The organism is Fischerella sp. JS2 (assembly GCF_032393985.1).
Lineage (GTDB): Bacteria > Cyanobacteriota > Cyanobacteriia > Cyanobacteriales > Nostocaceae > Fischerella.
Genome location: NZ_CP135918.1, coordinates 3747966 through 3766826, shown reverse-complemented (window position 1 = coordinate 3766826; position 18861 = coordinate 3747966). Strand labels below are relative to the sequence as shown.

At 38.3% G+C, this 18861-nt stretch carries 15 protein-coding genes and 1 CRISPR repeat array (1 of these 16 cut by a window edge); of the genes, 9 read left to right on the top strand and 6 right to left on the bottom strand.

Annotated features, from left to right (window positions below; translation table 11 throughout):
* Positions 1–4642: a CRISPR direct-repeat array (repeat unit 37 nt; unit sequence GTTGCAACTTAAATAAATCCCTATTAGGGATTGAAAC) (it extends 261 nt beyond the left edge of the window).
* A gap of 483 nt (positions 4643–5125) precedes the next feature.
* A complete protein-coding gene (locus RS893_RS15920; protein ID WP_315785003.1) occupies positions 5126–5296 on the bottom strand; it encodes a hypothetical protein in 171 nt (56 codons plus the stop codon).
* Between the two features lie 179 nt (positions 5297–5475).
* On the opposite strand from RS893_RS15920, the gene RS893_RS15915 reads away from it, so the two are divergent.
* The gene (locus RS893_RS15915; protein WP_315785000.1) at positions 5476–5730 is read left to right on the top strand and encodes a hypothetical protein; all 255 of its coding nucleotides are present in this window, start codon (positions 5476–5478) and stop codon (positions 5728–5730) included.
* 470 nt (positions 5731–6200) lie between these two features.
* On the opposite strand, the gene RS893_RS15910 is transcribed toward RS893_RS15915, so the two are convergent.
* Positions 6201–6371, bottom strand: a complete 171-nt coding sequence (locus tag RS893_RS15910) for a hypothetical protein (protein WP_315784997.1) — start codon at positions 6369–6371, stop codon at positions 6201–6203.
* A gap of 7 nt (positions 6372–6378) precedes the next feature.
* On the opposite strand from RS893_RS15910, the gene RS893_RS15905 reads away from it, so the two are divergent.
* The 6 genes from RS893_RS15905 (at position 6379) to RS893_RS15880 (ending at position 9534) form a co-directional block, all read left to right on the top strand.
* Positions 6379–6510, top strand: coding sequence for a hypothetical protein (locus RS893_RS15905; RefSeq protein ID WP_315784994.1), 132 nt, complete (start codon positions 6379–6381; stop codon positions 6508–6510).
* 133 nt (positions 6511–6643) lie between these two features.
* A complete protein-coding gene (locus tag RS893_RS15900) occupies positions 6644–6841 on the top strand; it encodes a ribbon-helix-helix domain-containing protein (RefSeq protein WP_396336369.1) in 198 nt (65 codons plus the stop codon).
* A 238-nt stretch (positions 6842–7079) separates the two neighbouring features.
* Entirely contained in the window at positions 7080–7322 is a 243-nt protein-coding gene (locus RS893_RS15895; protein WP_315784988.1) for a hypothetical protein, read from the top strand.
* Positions 7323–7370: 48 nt separating this feature from the next.
* Positions 7371–8288 (top strand): histone deacetylase, encoded by a 918-nt coding sequence (locus tag RS893_RS15890; protein WP_315784985.1) that lies wholly within the window; start codon positions 7371–7373, stop codon positions 8286–8288.
* Positions 8289–8750: 462 nt separating this feature from the next.
* Complete coding sequence (locus tag RS893_RS15885) at positions 8751–8912, top strand: hypothetical protein (RefSeq protein WP_315784982.1); 162 nt, start codon at positions 8751–8753, stop codon at positions 8910–8912.
* A gap of 175 nt (positions 8913–9087) precedes the next feature.
* A complete protein-coding gene (locus tag RS893_RS15880; RefSeq protein ID WP_315784979.1) occupies positions 9088–9534 on the top strand; it encodes a tellurite resistance TerB family protein in 447 nt (148 codons plus the stop codon).
* 239 nt (positions 9535–9773) lie between these two features.
* Here the strand turns inward: RS893_RS15880 and tsaB are convergent, their stop codons facing one another.
* The gene (gene tsaB, locus RS893_RS15875) at positions 9774–10418 is read right to left on the bottom strand and encodes a tRNA (adenosine(37)-N6)-threonylcarbamoyltransferase complex dimerization subunit type 1 TsaB (RefSeq protein WP_315784976.1); all 645 of its coding nucleotides are present in this window, start codon (positions 10416–10418) and stop codon (positions 9774–9776) included.
* Between the two features lie 221 nt (positions 10419–10639).
* Between tsaB and RS893_RS15870 the strand changes: the two genes are divergently transcribed.
* Positions 10640–10924, top strand: coding sequence for a DUF427 domain-containing protein (locus RS893_RS15870; protein WP_315784973.1), 285 nt, complete (start codon positions 10640–10642; stop codon positions 10922–10924).
* A 60-nt stretch (positions 10925–10984) separates the two neighbouring features.
* Here RS893_RS15870 and RS893_RS15865 read toward each other — a convergent pair whose 3' ends face one another.
* Both RS893_RS15865 and RS893_RS15860 read right to left on the bottom strand, forming a co-directional pair.
* Positions 10985–11746, bottom strand: a complete 762-nt coding sequence (locus RS893_RS15865) for a PIG-L family deacetylase (protein ID WP_315784970.1) — start codon at positions 11744–11746, stop codon at positions 10985–10987.
* A 148-nt stretch (positions 11747–11894) separates the two neighbouring features.
* The gene (locus RS893_RS15860) at positions 11895–12761 is read right to left on the bottom strand and encodes a glycosyltransferase family 2 protein (protein ID WP_315784967.1); all 867 of its coding nucleotides are present in this window, start codon (positions 12759–12761) and stop codon (positions 11895–11897) included.
* Positions 12762–13747: 986 nt separating this feature from the next.
* Here RS893_RS15860 and RS893_RS15855 point away from each other — a divergent pair.
* Positions 13748–15034 (top strand): APC family permease, encoded by a 1287-nt coding sequence (locus RS893_RS15855; protein ID WP_315784964.1) that lies wholly within the window; start codon positions 13748–13750, stop codon positions 15032–15034.
* A gap of 226 nt (positions 15035–15260) precedes the next feature.
* Here RS893_RS15855 and RS893_RS15850 read toward each other — a convergent pair whose 3' ends face one another.
* Positions 15261–18161, bottom strand: coding sequence for a methyl-accepting chemotaxis protein (locus RS893_RS15850; RefSeq protein WP_315784962.1), 2901 nt, complete (start codon positions 18159–18161; stop codon positions 15261–15263).
* Between the last annotated feature and the right edge of the window lie 700 nt (positions 18162–18861).

Sequence of the window (18861 nt, the reverse complement as noted above, 5' to 3'; positions counted from 1 at the left end):
ATAGACACAGATTTGAACCTACGAGTGATAGTTGCAACTTAAATAAATCCCTATTAGGGATTGAAACTCCGTAGGGTTTTTCTTTCCCTTTATCATTGAGTTGCAACTTAAATAAATCCCTATTAGGGATTGAAACAATACCCTTGGCTAATTGAGAATTCACTAGTGACTGGAGGTTGCAACTTAAATAAATCCCTATTAGGGATTGAAACGGGTCTATACCGTATCTAATGCTAAACTAAATGACGTTGCAACTTAAATAAATCCCTATTAGGGATTGAAACTTAGTCAGCGAGTCTATGAAAGGAGCGATCGCAAGTTGCAACTTAAATAAATCCCTATTAGGGATTGAAACGATAATGCTCAAACTAGAGCTGATACCAGGATTACTGAGGTTGCAACTTAAATAAATCCCTATTAGGGATTGAAACGTTCAAAAGTGGTGCAATCGTTTACAACAGTTGGGTTGGTTGCAACTTAAATAAATCCCTATTAGGGATTGAAACACTGATTTGGCTATTGATTGAGAATGCGATTCAATTGTTGCAACTTAAATAAATCCCTATTAGGGATTGAAACTGATTAAATCTATTGTTTCGTCAAATGTTTTAAATGGTTGCAACTTAAATAAATCCCTATTAGGGATTGAAACAGGCGGTTATACTTTTGGCTGGTAGATGAACGTAGGGTTGCAACTTAAATAAATCCCTATTAGGGATTGAAACCTGTTAATTTCGTGGTCACTTGTGATGATGATTGGTTGCAACTTAAATAAATCCCTATTAGGGATTGAAACTGGCAATCCAACAAGACTAAGATTATCGGTTGAGTTGCAACTTAAATAAATCCCTATTAGGGATTGAAACTCGTTTTCTTCGTCGGAATAATCTTTTAATCCATTGCGTTGCAACTTAAATAAATCCCTATTAGGGATTGAAACGATTTCGGCTCTATTACCTGCGAAATTGTAAGGTTGCAACTTAAATAAATCCCTATTAGGGATTGAAACCAGTTTGAGGCGTGTACTGAATCAGCAAGTGAACATGAGTTGCAACTTAAATAAATCCCTATTAGGGATTGAAACGATAACAACTCGTTTAGAAGTCTGAAACTACAGTGAAGTTGCAACTTAAATAAATCACTATTAGGGATTGAAACAAGGGCATCTAGGGGCGAGACAATAAAGTTAATAAGTTGCAACTTAAATAAATCCCTATTAGGGATTGAAACAGCATGAGCAGGGCTGTCATCCAGCAGTCGGCTAGCGTTGCAACTTAAATAAATCCCTATTAGGGATTGAAACAGTCCTTAACCTGGTGACAGATAACCAGGATGATAGGTTGCAACTTAAATAAATCCCTATTAGGGATTGAAACCTTGGAGCATCCCCAATGAGGGTTCGATGACACCCAGTTGCAACTTAAATAAATCCCTATTAGGGATTGAAACTTGGTAATCTTTGCTAGGTCAAAAACTTGATTACTCGTTGCAACTTAAATAAATCCCTATTAGGGATTGAAACTCCTCTTTTGCGCGTTTGGTTAGCTGAATTTGGAGTTGCAACTTAAATAAATCCCTATTAGGGATTGAAACCAATCTTTCTCCGCTATTGTTCCGAGATTACCTAAAAAGTTGCAACTTAAATAAATCCCTATTAGGGATTGAAACATTGATTTTTTGAAGGATTAATCCTTTTAAGTCCGAATAAAGTTGCAACTTAAATAAATCCCTATTAGGGATTGAAACAAACTCTCACTTCCTTTGTTTCTCTCAGCAGTTGGTTGCAACTTAAATAAATCCCTATTAGGGATTGAAACCCGACGCTTATTTAGACCCAGAAGCCATAGGAGGCTGGACAGGTTACAACTTAAATAAATCCCTATTAGGGATTGAAACAGCGCCAATTAACTGCTTGACCGCGCCCAGTGCGTTGCAACTTAAATAAATCCCTATTAGGGATTGAAACCCTAAAGTCTCAAGAGACTGCTCCAAAACGAGTCTCGTTGCAACTTAAATAAATCCCTATTAGGGATTGAAACGTTATGAGCTTTAGTGAAGCGGTAACTGAGGTGAGTTGCAACTTAAATAAATCCCTATTAGGGATTGAAACGGGGACTTTTGTCAAAGATGAGGTTATCAATGCTGCATCAAGTTGCAACTTAAATAAATCCCTATTAGGGATTGAAACGCGGTTCATGTTCGCATTGGATCTGCGGCAACACGTTGCAACTTAAATAAATCCCTATTAGGGATTGAAACCCCGCGTGACATACTCCCGACTCTGATGCTTACGCAGTTGCAACTTAAATAAATCCCTATTAGGGATTGAAACTTGGTAAGCGGTTCTCATGTGAGTGTGGTTTATTTGTTGCAACTTAAATAAATCCCTATTAGGGATTGAAACAGAACAGCTAACGTTTTCGTCTCTCAGCTTAAACTCGTTGCAACTTAAATAAATCCCTATTAGGGATTGAAACAACTAGGCTTTGATTATAGGCAACACGCAGTAATCGTTGCAACTTAAATAAATCCCTATTAGGGATTGAAACAAAGCGCCCCTAGATATTCCACTACCGTTGCGATCACTCTTGTTGCAACTTAAATAAATCCCTATTAGGGATTGAAACCCAGTATTAGACAAAAACGGTAAACCACTTATGCGTTGCAACTTAAATAAATCCCTATTAGGGATTGAAACTATACCAAAGACGATGGAACCCTCTGGAAGCGTCACGTTGCAACTTAAATAAATCCCTATTAGGGATTGAAACCTAGTACTGAGGCTTTTCTTAACTTCTTTGCCACAGAGTTGCAACTTAAATAAATCCCTATTAGGGATTGAAACCCGTAAAAATTGTATTTCACAAATACAATGGGGTTGCAACTTAAATAAATCCCTATTAGGGATTGAAACTAATTATGGGTGTCAACAACATTTAATTAATCCTGTTGCAACTTAAATAAATCCCTATTAGGGATTGAAACTCGCCTTTTGGTCAGGACTTTGCCTTCTACTTTGGTTGCAACTTAAATAAATCCCTATTAGGGATTGAAACGTCGTAGAAGCTGGGGCAGCAATCAGACCGAGGGCGTTGCAACTTAAATAAATCCCTATTAGGGATTGAAACAACGCGGCTATCAAAATGCCTGACTTCAATAGGGTTGCAACTTAAATAAATCCCTATTAGGGATTGAAACGACAGATACAGATGGAATTTGACGACATTGACACTCCGTTGCAACTTAAATAAATCCCTATTAGGGATTGAAACCCCTATTTACTAAGGAAGGATACTCAGCTAATAAGTTGCAACTTAAATAAATCCCTATTAGGGATTGAAACAGCGCTTTTTTAAAGGAGGAGCGATCGCCCGATAAAGTTGCAACTTAAATAAATCCCTATTAAGGATTGAAACGGCTAGCAAAGCTATCGCTGTCAGGATGCAAAGTTGCAACTTAAATAAATCCCTATTAGGGATTGAAACGCCCTGTATCGTTGTTTGGTAGTGGCGTCGTAAAGTTGCAACTTAAATAAATCCCTATTAGGGATTGAAACTTAATAAACACATACGTATACGAACTAACCAATTAGTTGCAACTTAAATAAATCCCTATTAGGGATTGAAACTACGTGCATAAAAGTGACGCTCTGCATTGTAGTTGCAACTTAAATAAATCCCTATTAGGGATTGAAACAGGAGTTTCTTGTATTGCTTCTTGTATCCCAATTGTTGCAACTTAAATAAATCCCTATTAGGGATTGAAACAATGCTTCTCTAAATTGAGTACGCATAGCACCAAAACGTTGCAACTTAAATAAATCCCTATTAGGGATTGAAACAGCATCTTTAGCGTGTTCAGGCTTCAAATCTGAAGTTGCAACTTAAATAAATCCCTATTAGGGATTGAAACTCTTCTAGTAGGGCGCGATCGCCAACTACATAATGCTTAAGTTGCAACTTAAATAAATCCCTATTAGGGATTGAAACAGTACTTGTTCCATGAGTTCGACCTGCTCACATGTTGCAACTTAAATAAATCCCTATTAGGGATTGAAACAGCGCTGAATCCTGAATCCATGCTGAGATACCAGGTTGCAACTTAAATAAATCCCTATTAGGGATTGAAACCAGGTAGGCTGTGACCCTTGCGCTTTTGCGACCGCTCAAAGTTGCAACTTAAATAAATCCCTATTAGGGATTGAAACCACTATTTATGGGCGGGCGGTAGGTGATACAAATCTCGTTGCAACTTAAATAAATCCCTATTAGGGATTGAAACAAATCTTCAGGAAAGCTAGATTGCGACCAAACCACTAGTTGCAACTTAAATAAATCCCTATTAGGGATTGAAACCAGAAGTATTGTAGTGAAGGCAAATTGTGTTTTGTTGCAACTTAAATAAATCCCTATTAGGGATTGAAACGTGTGGAAAAGGCCTGTGGAGGGGGTTGACAAACGAGGTTGCAACTTAAATAAATCCCTATTAGGGATTGAAACACCATTGCCTTGGTCAGCCACCACACTGACTAGGGTTGCAACTTAAATAAATCCCTATTAGGGATTGAAACGAGATAATGCGATCGCTGTTTCTAAATGCTCCTTTGTTGCAACTTAAATAAATCCCTATTAGGGATTGAAAAAGTACTAACTTAAAACCATGAACAATCCCATATAAAGTAAAAATAAAATCACTGTAGGGTGTGTTAGGCGCGTATTTTAATATCATTTTTTATGCAAAATATGATTTGAGTGCCTAACGCACCATGTTATTGGCGGTGTGTTAGGCTAAAGCCATAACACACCCTACTTAATATTTACTTTATAATTAGTCTCTTAGAGATTAAAACATAACACCCAAGATTCAATTCTAACAGACATTTTTTACCACTAAATAAAAGGAAAATACCAATTTTATCAAAACACAAAACGAAGTAATTCTGCTTAATACTCTGCGATCCTTTGCGTAAACTTCTGCTAACTGGTGTGTTTAAAAAGAAACTTAAAGCATGGAAATTTTTTCTAAACAAACCCCTATTAGGGATTTAAAAAACACAAAAAAGTGGTAGTCAATTACTTACTACCACAGAACGGTTCACTGTGCAAGAAACGTATGTTGAGTTCTACTAACCAGACTCAACATTTTCTGAAGTTAAAAAAATTTGAAGGTGAAGCAAATCTGTAAGCATTTTTGCTTTTGCCAACATATGCTTACGCATTCTTCCAGTCGCTTTGTAGTTACTAGCTTTTAAGTCCCTTACTTCTGGAACAAACACTTTATTGCTGCTTACTAACATAATGTTAATGCCCTCCTACAGGCTGTATCTGTTGGTTGGGAAGTCCCCCGGTGTGCTAGCACCGGAGGTACTAACTATAATTCTACCCAAAAAGTGAGTACCTGCCCCATAGTAACCCCTTAGTAGTCCCTGATAGTATAAAATTCTTGTTAAAAAGGACTACTAGGGGGTTTAAATTTATGGAAACAGAGAGTGTTCAAATTCAAGTAACCATGCCAGGGACTAACGCACCTAGAATGATCAGAATAGATTTTTCTGTACCAGAAGCCCTTTATCAAGAAGCTTTAGAGTTAGCAGAAGCCGAGGGTTGGAAGCCAGCAGAATTGCACCGGATATTTTGGGAGAAAGGATTTGCAGTTCATGCTGAAGGTAGCAATAAGCGACTAGTCAACAAACACCTGCGAGAAAGAATCAAAAAACAGTTAGAAAAATAAACTAATAAAAACCATGATGAATATCTTGAAAAAGGGACTGGGGATTGGGCAAGAGATTTTCATTCCTCGTTGGGGGTGTAATTCCCCGTGAGAATTTTATCCCATTCTCAAAAATAGTTAAGGATTAAGATCTAAAAGCTGATAGTACAAAGTTATCTTAGGATGACTCAATGATCAAAATTAGTCTACTTTAGTAGACTTAAGCTATTAGCCCCAAATTTATTTGAGGGCGGGATGTTGTGCTTAAAATTTTGACCAATGATTTTTTGATGTTACAAGAAAGCCGATTTATCCCTAGAGTCAATCCAAAATCTAAAATCTAAAATTGTTTGACTGTTCAACAACTAGCAAATACATAGCAAGAATTACTTCATATGTGGATATGAGAGATTGAAACAGGACAAGAAAGTGGTAGCAAGTAATTGACTACCACAAAACTTCACTGTGCAAGAAACGTATGCTAAGTCTAGTTAATAGAACTCAGCATTTTCTGACATCAGTGATATCTGTAGGTGAAGCAAACTTGTAAGCATTTTTGCTCTTGCTAACATATGCTTATGTATTCTTCCAGAAGTTTTATCCTCACTAGCTTTTAAGTCTATTACTTCTGGAACAAACACTTCTTTGCTGCTTACTGACATAATATTAATGCCCTCCTACAGGCCTGTCTGTTGGTTGGGAAGTCCCCAGTGTTCCCAGCACTGGGGGCGTTTGAAAAAGCGATCGCTTTTCTGGTTAACGCCACAAGAGCGATCGCTTTTTCTTTTGTTACAGCCATAACACTGCAACTTTTTCATATTATAACTGAATCTGCATTTTATTGCAATCTTTTTAGCATATTTTCAGATGTTTATTCTGTCTTTGCGAATCTTTGGGCTTACTATAGGATGCGAAAGTGATGATGAGTGATGACGTGAGCAAACGATTTACAGTAACTCTCCCGGACTCAGTATTTGAAGATTTAGAGGTGTTGGCAGATATACAAGGCAGGCCAACAGCTAACCTGGCAGCTTTTTTGATTGAAATTGGTATCAGACAAGCTAAAGAAAGTGGTGAGTTTCCAGAAAAACCAAAAACCTCCAAAACAAAGAAGGCTAAAGAGGACATATGAATCTAAAGACTATCAACTGACTAAGATCAGACTGAATTAACCCCCCTTAATCCCCCCGAAACGGGGGAAACAATAAATCCGGTTCCTTGTGGCGCCGCTGGGGTGAGTTTACTTTCAGGGGATATTACACCTATTGCCTATTCCCTTTTTTGTAAAGCTAACTTAAGACTCAAGATAGTGTAGATATCATCCCAGCACAGACTAAGATGCTTGGCATGTAAGATTTGGGTAAAAACTGATGGATGATAAAAAAATTAATCCCAAGAGTAAGGCAGATATTCCTGGACAAGCAAAAACATCAAGTTCAGGAGGCGATGAAACACAACTGAGTCCAGAGGTGCTTGACAAAATCAAACATCCTCCTAAAATGGATGATGTTTTGCGGGAGTTACCACCAGACGAACTCAAGAGTAACCAAGCAGTTGTGCCAGAAATGCTTGATGAACCAAGTGACGAAATCATTGGTTTTACAAAAGAATAGGGAGGATACAATTTCAATCAGTATCCCGTTGCCAATCTTGCTTGGGCTATGTTTACAGTAATCTACTCTGATGAATTTCTCGATCACAAAACTGGCTATCTCCATCCTGAAAAACCAGAACGGTTGAGTGCTATAACTAGCGCCTTGAAATCTGCGCCGTTTGCTTCGCAAATTGAATGGCGATCGCCTACGCCAGTGGCAAAGCGTCCTTTAATATCGTTAATGGAAGAGGCACACAGCCCAAGTTATATCAAAACAGTCCAAGAATTAGCCTCTGGTGGCGGTGGTTATTTGGATACAGACACAGCTGTTTCTCCCCGCAGTTACGATGTAGCATTACTGGCAGTGAGTGCTTGGTTGGATGGCGTAGATATTGTCATCGAAACTGGTGAACCTGCTTTTGTTTTAGCACGTCCACCAGGACACCATGCTGAAAGAGATTACGGGATGGGGTTTTGCTTATTTGCGAATGCGGCGATCGCTGCTTTCTACGCCCTAGAACAACCAGATACTAACCGCGTCGCCATCTTAGATTGGGATGTGCATCATGGAAATGGAACCCAAGCAATTGTGGAGATGAACCCCCAAATTGCCTATTGTTCGCTGCATCAGTATCCCTGCTATCCAGGTACTGGTAAAGCTACAGAAAGGGGTTTTCATAATAATGTTCTCAATATACCCATACCACCAGGTAATGATATTGGAATATATGAACCTATTTTTGCCAAAAAGGTTGTACCCTTTCTGTCAGACTTTCAACCAGATTTATTGATAGTTAGTGCTGGCTATGATGCCAATGCTGCTGATCCACTAGCAATGATTAATCTCCAACCTCAAGATTACGGTATATTTACTAACTACTGTTTGGGTATAACTCGGCGGATTTTATTTGGGTTAGAAGGTGGTTACGATTTGCCAGCACTTTCTCAATCGGTGGTAGCAACTGTTAATCAATGTCTAGCTTAAAGACGGGTGTGGGGAAAGAGAAATTTAGTTTTTCAGTGTGAACTTTGTTGATGGTGTCTGTTGTATTAATCCTAAAAACTGCCCTCAATCTCCCAAGATTTAGTTCCCTCCCCGATCTTGCTTAGGGTTAGGGTGGCGTGAAAATATTTGTGCAACAGAGTATTGTGAACTTCGTTGTTAAATTTGGGAGGGGAGATTCTTGGTTCAACAAATGATTACAAGAAAAATTTAGGTAAATTTGTTGAATATATTTTTTACATCTACTTACTGTTAACTATATGTCTTAATAAAAGATTGGCAAAAATTATTCAAATCTTTCAAAAGAAAAATAGTTAGGCATCTCGCTAAAGACCTAAAGTTTTGTTAAGATGCATATGCTGGTACTTTAAAGACCGAAAATCAACCATCAAGGTGTGAAGAAACAAATAGTACTAGCACAACAGAGTTAAAGAGAGCAAAGCTATGACCACCTACATTTTCTTCGACGAAGCCCTCCACATACTTGTAAATGCCTTTTTGATATCAGTAGCTCTGCTAATTACAGTTTCTGGTATTGGTTTGGCAGTAATTGAAACAATCGAAAAAACAGGCGATCGCCAAATCTCCCCCAGGCAGTTTCGCTAACTACAAGCTAAAAATTTAACCAATTGTCGAAAACCATTGAGTGTTGTGTTCGCTAGACAAAAATCCTGGGAACACTAAGGTCAAGAGTCTCAACAAGTCTCAATAGCTACCAAGATACTGAAAGCTTAGCAGTAAATATACTGAGCTTGAGACCAGAGCAAAGGAGCAAACAACAATGGGTTTATTCGACAAAATGTTCGGCACACAAAGCCAAGTTCAAGACGCATTCAGTCCAGCAGAAGCATTTGCCGCTATTACTCTGGCTGCAATAGCCTCAGACGGTTATCTTTCTGAAGAGGAGGCGCGTGCTATCTCATCTACCCTGTCTCGAATGAGACTTTTCAGAAGTTATTCCAATGATGTCATTATCAGAATGTTTGACAAACTTCTAGGGATTCTGAGGCGTGAGGGTATTGATGTTTTGTTTAACGCTGCAAAGGAGTCTTTACCAGATGATTTGCGGGAAGCGGCTTTTGCAGTAGCAACAGATTTAGTATTAGCTGATGGAGTTGTTTCTCAGGAAGAACGAGACTTTTTGAATGATTTATATCAAGCTTTGGGCATCTCCAGTGATATCGCCACACAAATAGTACAAGTGATGTTGATTAAAAATAGAGGGTAATTTCAGCCATCCAATATCATTTGTCTCAATTACAGAACAGGGGACGCGCGAAAAGAATAAATTGCTTGCAGAATTGGGAAAAGGTGAAGGATAAAGAACTCAAGAAATTGGAAGACTTTCTTGTATTTCTTCTTTATCTTTTCCTGTAAAGTAGAAAATCTACTTTTGCGAGCGATGTACTGATGCTCTCTGTTGTGAGAGTATTTTTGAGCGATCGCAATAACTAATCTTAACTTTACCTACACCTCAACAGGATGCTGACCATAAAAAGGAAGCGCTTGTGACCAATGAAGGCGCTTTCCTGCTTGCCAGTCTAAATACGCTAGCTGCAAAATACTTGTTACTGTTGCAGCTAATTGTGATGTGGCTTCAACCAGCTGAACATCGCTATTCCAGGTTTCTAACTTTTTCTGCCACGCCTCTGGTGTCAATACAGTATCTGGCAATAAGGCTTTTAATCCCAAACCATCTAGTGCAGGTTGATAAATAGCAGCAAAAATTTGACCCCTTTGTGCTGGCATTTGGACAGCAATCACACGTGTGCTTGCTTGTGAGAAAGCTACCGCCGCCAATGTGGAGATGGCAAATACAGGAATATTTAACTGTTGTCCCAAAGTCCTAGCAGCAACTACTCCAATACGAGTTCCAGTAAAACCACCCGGTCCTCTAGCTACGGCAATAAAAGCCAAGTCTCCCCAATTTTGGGGTTGAATAAATTGTATTAAGTGTTGATGCATGAGACTGGATAATTCACGTTCTAAATTCCAGACACCAAAACGTGCATCTCCAGCAAAGTTACTAATTGCCAAACCTAATTCAGGAGTTGTGGTATGCAGTGCTAAACCGTATCTTTTGGGGTCGAGATGTTCCAATTCAGTAGACAAAGCTGATTTCAATACCAATCTTGCTAGAAATGTACTTGATTTAAGACGAGTTTGATAGATTTCATTCGCCTAAAATCCCACCCTTTCACAGTGATTAGTGGTCAGTTATCAGTTATATTCACTGTTTACTGATAACTGTTCGCTGATTTTACCCCCATTTCCCAGACACCGACAACAAAAAGCATAATTATATATGTAAAGTTTATTTGCGTTCTTTAGTTATGCCAAAAGCAATTTGGAATGGTGCTGTTCTAGCTGAAAGTGATAATACTGTTGTTGTGGAAGGCAACCATTACTTCCCCCCTGAATCGATTAATCAACAGTATTTCAAAGAGAGTGACACCCACACCACTTGTCCTTGGAAAGGTGTTGCTAGCTACTACAGCGTTGAAGTTGATGGACAAGTTAACAAAGATGCAGCGTGGTACTATCCCACTACTAAAGAGAAAGCAAAACAAATTGAGGGTTATGTTGCTTTCTGGCGGGGTGTAAAAGTCGAGGCTTAGTATAAACAATGACACCAACAAGGTAGTTGGTGTCATTGAATTTATTCTTAATGTGTGAAATTAACTTTTAAAAAATATTTCACTAGGTTTAAAAAATCGCCCAATAAAGCTACGAGCAAAGATGTGATGTTGAGAACGATAAACTTGGAAAGCTCGTTGTTTTTTTTCTAGTACAGACTTAATAGATACCACATAAGACTGACCTAGCTTTTCTAAATTTAGCCGAAAAAGCAGCAGTGGCATTCCCCAAAATAACCAGACTGTATATTGAAAAAGTTGAGCTTTAATTCCAGACTTGTTGAGTGCATCTTTCACCAAATCATAAGTAGCTTCATGATCCGGGTGTTTATCATTTTGATGAGGAACGTAGATCTCCTCTGGTTGAAAAGACTGCAATATTTGCACTAACTGATTAATAGTATGCAGTTGCTGTTCACCAGATATTTGCCGTAATTCACCATCTGGCTGGTCGATAAAGTATATGTCTGCTGAGGCGACACCCAATATATTTAGTGCTTCTTGGGCCTCTTGCTTGCGGACTTGAACTATATCCTCTGGTTTAATGTCTAAATATGATTTCTGCCCATCGGTAATAAAAACTACTTTTACTGGAACTCCAAGTTCACGTTTAAGAGCAATTAAACCACCACAACCTAAAGTTTCATCATCTTGGTGGGGAGAAAACACCAATGTTGGTTTTTGAGTTACTGTTAAAGGTTGACTTTTTTTAGGTAAAATCCAATCAAATAATATTTCTGCTTGAATAAATTGCAATATATTTGATAGCTTTCCCTGTAGAGAAAAAATTTTTTGTAGGTACATACTACAGATGGGCAAAAGATTAGTTGTCAAGAAAGTATTGTAGAGATTTAGTATATCTAAACCTCTACTCGTTGAATTTGAAGTCTATCCAAAGTTTAGCTATGAGACAGTTAAAATTCTGTTTAAAATATCGAACTTTTAGGAACATCTAGATTGGTAAGTATTGATACTTAATACAACCCCACAATTGTCCTCCCCGCCACGCAAAACTCATTAACCATTTAGCTAAACTTTCTTTGTCCCGGATTTGTAAAAGTAGAAGTTGTATAGTCAAAGTGACTGAGGTTTTTAAAAAAGTTTTCCATGACACCATCTGAGGCATACCAAGTGGTCTGTGTTTTTTATACACAAGAATTCCGCCTTTACCCACAGCCCAACTGCGACGATAGATACTACCTAAACTGCCACGTAAGCGGATATAAGCGATCGCATCCGGTACGTAGTGAAGTTTAATTCCTACATAATAAGCTCTCCAGCAATAATCTACATCTTCGCTTTGGTATAGGGCTTCATCAAAACCACCAATCTTTTCGTGAATGGCACGTTTGATACCCAAATTGCCGCTACCTGCAAATGGTAGGTAGTAGGTGTTTTCCATGATCCCTGTACCATTTTCTAGTTGGTAACACTTTACTACCCAAGGATTACTTAATTTATTGTAATCATTATGACCAGTGACAAAGTCATATTTTGCAAGTGCTTCACCCATCGCTGCTAACCATCCAGGTGCAACTTCATCATCGGCATCAATGAATAATAGTGACTCACCTTCAGCCGCTTTTGCACCAACATTGCGAGCATGGGATGCACCTTGGCGGTCAGATGCATCAACAATGCGGAGATTGGGTATGCGTGTTTGATATTGTTTTACTATGGATGCTGTGTTGTCAGTGGAACCATTATCAGCAATAATCACTTCCCAAGGCTGCGACCACTGTTGATTTGCAAGTGCTTCTAGTTGAACACCTATAGTCTTTGCTGCATTTAAACACGGTATGATGACACTTAGCTTCATAACAAGTAGTGCTCTCTTCATATTGATATCACCACTTAAAAATATATAAGTAATAAGTCCCAAAATAAACAAAAATAGCCAATATATAGGATAAATTTATGCATAACAAGAATTAGAAAATTAGTTGTTCTGGTTAAAAAGCTGTTAAATAAAAATCAACAAATTTGATAGTCATAAGTAGTTAAATAAAGTAGATAGGTATAAATTAAACATCATCGTCTAAAACTAAATTAGATTTATTCATAGCTATCTACTTGTTAGCAAAATCAGGAGGCTTGAAAAATACCTATTTAGGTAGATATCTATACTTGAAACAGCCACGTGACTGTCCTCCTCGCCAAGCAAAACTCACTCTAGGAGTCTCGGTATAATTCTCTTTTATAAGTGAGCTTTCAATCCATAACCTAAGTTATCCTTTATACCTTTGAATATCTTTTGCCTTCTGACTTGAAAGTAACCTCACCCCCAACCCCCTCTGGCGAACCCGCAAAGAGGGGTGTCCTCTCTTGACGGGGTGAGGTTTTTTCATGCTTGATAGTGAAATTTTTTCATCAGGACTGCCCTCTACCCTCTACCTTTTTTTGTAAATATCAATAAATAAAAATATATAAGTGATTGCCTCTAAATAAGCAAGTAAAAATCGTTCAATTAGACAAATTTCACAAATTCTATAAAAAACTAAATGAACATAAAGAACTAGTAAATAAACTATTCTACAAACTAATTTTATAAAAACAACATCAAAGATTTATACAGTTGAAAATAAATTTGTTGCTTTCTCTGCTTTTTGGTTTAGTGAATATTAATAATTTGAGATATTCCTATTCCTTAAAAGAAGAAAAAATTATGACTTAAGCAGGATGGCTAAGAAATAAAAATTACCATCTGAGGAAGGATGACAAATATTAGACGAAAATCTCGAATAATAGAAATATCTGTTAGCGTTCCTGTAGTTACCTAATCTGGACAGGGAGATAGGAAAAAGCATGTCTGTAAGCAATCTACAGCCAAAATTGAAACGAGAGTTAGGGGTGTTTGGTGCTACTCTCATGGGACTAGGTTCAATTATTGGTACTGGTGTATTTGTTAGTATTGGGATTGCGGCTGGCATTGCTGGGCCTGCGGTAATTTTGTCCGTAGCAATTGGCGCACTCGTTGCCATTTTTAATGGACTCAGCAGCGCCCAACTTGCAGCAAATCACCCCCTGAGTGGTGGTAGTTACGAATATGGTTATAAATATCTGACTCCTAGCTTTGGTTTTACGGCAGGCTGGATGTTTTTGGTGGCCAAAACGGCCTCTGCTGCTACTGCTGCTTTAGGTTTTGCTGCCTATTTATTAAATATTTTGGGTGTAAATTCTGGCTGGGTGGTTCCGACAGCTTTTTTGGCTGTGGTGATGATGACACTGATTGTCTTGAATGGTATCCGCCGCTCAAATTTTGCCAATATCGCGATTGTATCTGTCACTGTTTTATCTTTAGGGTATTTGATTCTGGCTTGTCTTCCCGGTACTATTCAAGGAGGAAATGAGAACTTTACACCTTTTTTTACAGGTTCTGTAGCTGATGTTCTCCATGCTAGCGCGCTGATGTTTGTTGCCTATACAGGTTATGGTCGCATTGCTACCTTGGGAGAGGAAGCGCGATCGCCACGACAGACTATTCCCAAAGCGATGATAGTTTGTCTTTCGGTGACAATGCTGCTTTACATAGCAGTGGCGACAGTTACGATTGGGGCTGTGGGGGTAGATGTTCTAGCTGGTGCTACCCAGCAGACAAAGGCTGCGCCATTAGAGGTGGTAGCCCGGGATGTAACTGGTGTCGGCGGTGCATTGGTGCTAGCCATTGGCGCAGTGACAGCGATGTTGGGTGTACTGCTGAACTTGATTTTGGGGTTATCCCGCGTGTTGCTGGCGATGGGACGTCGCCACGACGCCCCTAGGTTTTTAGCACGTTTGAACCAACAACAAACAACTCCCTATTGGTCTGTAATAGTAGTGGGAGTAGCGATCGCTCTACTTGTTCTAGTTGGTAATGTTAAGACAACATGGTCTTTTAGTGCTTTTAGCGTCTTGATTTACTACGCAATTACTAACTTAGCAGCTTTAAAATTGAGTCCCCAAGAACGACTATATCCCAGATGGATAGCTGTTCTGGGTCTTTTATCTTGCCTGTTCTTGGCATTTTGGGTGGAATCCTCAATCTGGCAAGTAGGTTTAGGATTGATTGTTGCTGGATTAATTTGGCACAAGGTAAGACAAGGGGAAAGGTGAAAGGGGAAAGGGTAATGGGTTAGTAGTTATACCATTTCACTAAAACCTTGATACAAATACAGGCGTGTAGAGACGCGCCATGGTGCATCTCTACAAATTTATATGGATCGTGATTAACGTGAAATGGTATTAGTAGGGGCGTAGACGCGCAAACGGTGAACCAGTGCGGTGGTTGTTACTACCCCTCACACTCCCCATCTCCCTACCTCCCTGATCCCCAATCCCATCACTTCACTTTAAATTTCTCCACAGTTGCTTCCAATTCCCGAGAAATTTCTACGGTTTCCTGTAATGATTGAGAAATAGAACGTGAGGATTCACTAGTAATCTCTGACACTTGGGAAATTTCTGTGATTAATTTAGTAACTGCTTGTGATGTTTCTACTTGAGAAACTGTCGTTTGGGAAATTGATTGGACTAACTCGTCAATTTGCCGAGAGACTGTGAGAATTTGGTTCAGGGAAATTTTGGCATCTTCTACAATGCGAGAACCTTCAACTACCTGAGTAGTTCCTTGTTCCATTGCTTTGATTACTTCGTTGGTTTCCCGTTGAATATTTTCGACAATCTGCTTAATTTCTTGAGTGGCGTCAGAACAACGGGCTGCTAATTCACCCACTTCTGTTGCAACCACCATAAAACCCCGGCTACTTTCACCAGCCCTAGAAGCCTCTAGTCCAGCATTGACTGCTAGTAAGTTGGTTTGCACAGCAATTTCGTTAATTAAAGAGACAATTCGAGAAATTTGTTGGGAAGAATCACCGAGACGCTTGACTTTTTTGGCTGTGTCGTCAATTGTGGAGCGTAAGTTAAAGATTTTTTCTACTGTCAAATCCATTGCTAACTCGCTTTTTTGAGCAGTACGAGAAGCTGTATGAGCAATTTGAGCGGCTTTTTGAGCATTATCTGCTACATCTGCAATGGAAAGTGTCATGCGTTCGACACTATCGAGGGTACGGTTGATTTCCACTGCTTGTTTGATAGCTTCGTTAGCGAGTTGGCGAATTGCGCCTTCGTTTTCTCCAAGGGCTGTATTCACCTGAATTGCCGATGTTTTAACTTTAGTGACTATTTCTCTGAGGTTCTCAACTATGCAGTTGAAGAAGTCTGCAACTGTACCAATTTCCCCGTGGGTAACTTCTGCGTATACCGTCAAATCACCTTTGGATGCGCCTTCTACTTCTCGCAGCAATTTGATGATTTGCTGTTGCAATGCTTCTTTTTGTTGACTTTGTTCGATCGCGAGTAATTCTGCACGCGAACGGGCTTTTTCAGACTGTTCCAACACGTATGCTTGTTCTAATGCGTAACCAATGGGAATTGCCACTTGCTTAAACAAATCAATTTCTGATTCTTGCCATTGGCGGGGACTAGAACACTCATGGGCTATTAGTAAACCATATAGCTTATTGTTGAGCAAAATCGGTGCGACTAAATTTGCTTTGACTGCAAAGGCTTCTAGTTGACCAATGTGACATTGAGTTAAACCTGCTTCGTAAATATTTTCTATTGCTTGAACACGACCTTTTTGATATTTGTCAATATAGTCTTTTGCAAAACAAGGATCTGCAATGTCTGCACCCAAAGCGCTTGGCCATTCATCATCAACGCACTCAGCGACAATTGTTCCTACCCAATTTTCATCAAAGCGGTAGACAACGACTCTATCTACTTTGATGACTTCTCGCATGGTTATGACTGCTACGTTCAAAATTTGGGCAGTGTTGAGCAATCCGCGAATTCGTAAATTTATACTATTGACTTGTTTGGCAATCTTGCCTTCATTTTCTTGCTGGTAAGCTTTTTGAGCAATTGTTTCTGCCATTTGATTAAAAGCTACAGCTAATTGCCCTACTTCGTCTTTTGTGTAAATCCTAACTCTAGCCAAGCGATCGCCATGAGTAAATTTTTGGATTGCGTCTTTGAGTTTTTCTATTTGTTGAATAGTAGTCCGCTTAAATATATACGTCCAAATTCCAATCACAATTAAAGCCAAAACTGCTGCTAGGGCGTAGTGCAATCGATTTTGTCGAAGTAAAGTTTGCAGTTCAGTTTCTTTTGTAATCTGCACTAAAATAGCCACAGGCTGACCTGTAACTACAGGGGTATTTCCTTTAGCTGTGGTAATCGTGAGGTTAGGAATCGCTTTTGCTGCGATCGCATAGGGTTGTTGATCAATAGTTATTTGACCAGTAACAATTTCACCTGAACGTACTGCTGCTTGTGCAAGTATTGATTTATCAGGTAAATTTAGATTTGGTATAGCTTTAGTTAAATCTGTTTCATTACTTTTAGCCAAGATTGTTGCGAGAACAAATTCCCCTGATCCTTTATTTATGTAAACAGCACTGTAAGCATTATCTGTTGCTTCTTGGGTTGGCTGTGCGTTGTCCTCTTTTTCGTTTACTATATCCCCAGCCACTAAAACTCCAATCACTTGATTATTTTCTAGAGATTTTATAGGAGTTAAAGTGTAATTCATCAGAGCAAATTGATTAGCTAAGCTACTACTAATCAAAGGCACTTGTTGACTTAATTCTGAATACTTAATAACAGCGTGAGCTTGAATTTGTCGAGGATTTTTTAATACCTTACTGACTAAGCCTTGGGGATCAAAAACTTTACCTTGATGATTTGAGTTATTATCAGCAATTATCTGTCTATCTATACTCACTAAGGAGAGATATTCTATATTTAAATTTTCAGCTTCATTTTTGAGAATTTGTCTAACTCTGGCGTTGTGATTTTGTTTAGACTGATTAAACTGATTGTCTAATAAATGAACTTCCGCCGCATTAATGATAACAGCATTATGTGCCTGACTACGCAAATTTAAGTTGACTTGATTCAATTTGAAATTATAATTTAAATCTGCAATATTGAGTTCTGACTTGGTCTGTTTAAGTGATTGGCTTTGAAAACTGTGATTAGTTATGATAGTCGAGCTAATACCTAACCCCAGAATCAGACTTAACTGAGACAAAATGAAAACTGTCAAATTCTTGCTGCTGATTGGTAGACTTACAAATTGCTGCCATAGAGATTTTTGTACTTTTGGGGTAGCTGTTGCATTTGTTTGTCTAGTTTTAAAAACATGTTGGTAATTCTTGCGATCAATTTTCAGCATTGCTCGTGTTTCTCAAGTAAACTATCACTACTTCATGAGGCTGCAAATAATTTTCATTCATCAATTATGTTCAGCAGATTCCAAGATTTTTAATTTTCAAAAGGAATAATCTATAACATGTATTCGGTCTTGTAATCAATGGGAATACAAAAACAAACCTTTGTATTTTTCTTTTCTTGTTGCTTTGATCAAACTGAACAAATATAGATAAATGCAATACTAACTAAAATTATTTCAGCCAATTCAGCAACATACTATTCCTTACTAAGAGTATGGAAAGCAAACTCAAATCTTTGATTTGAGCTATAAATTATCAACCCAACTCCTCAAATCAACATCTAAATGTTAAGGAATTTTTTGCCGAGCCAAAATAATTGAAACTATACTAGAGGGAAACACACGATTAAGTAACAAGTAGGCACACCCAATTTTGGTACTTTTTAGCTATGTTAAGCTTTTATCTTGTGCTTGAAAATTAATTATGTATCATTTTACATGAATTTTGATTTTAAAGTATTTTTGAAATTTTTTGCAAGTGTTTTATAAATTGTTTTTCTTAATAATTAACTTTTGCAATAAATGTTGTTAAAATAGCAACCTATTAAAAATATAATTACTTACTTAAGACAAAGCCAATATGAAGTTTAACTAATAGTTTCATGTGTCAGAAAAACTGTCAATAGGATAAACAGGTCTAAAT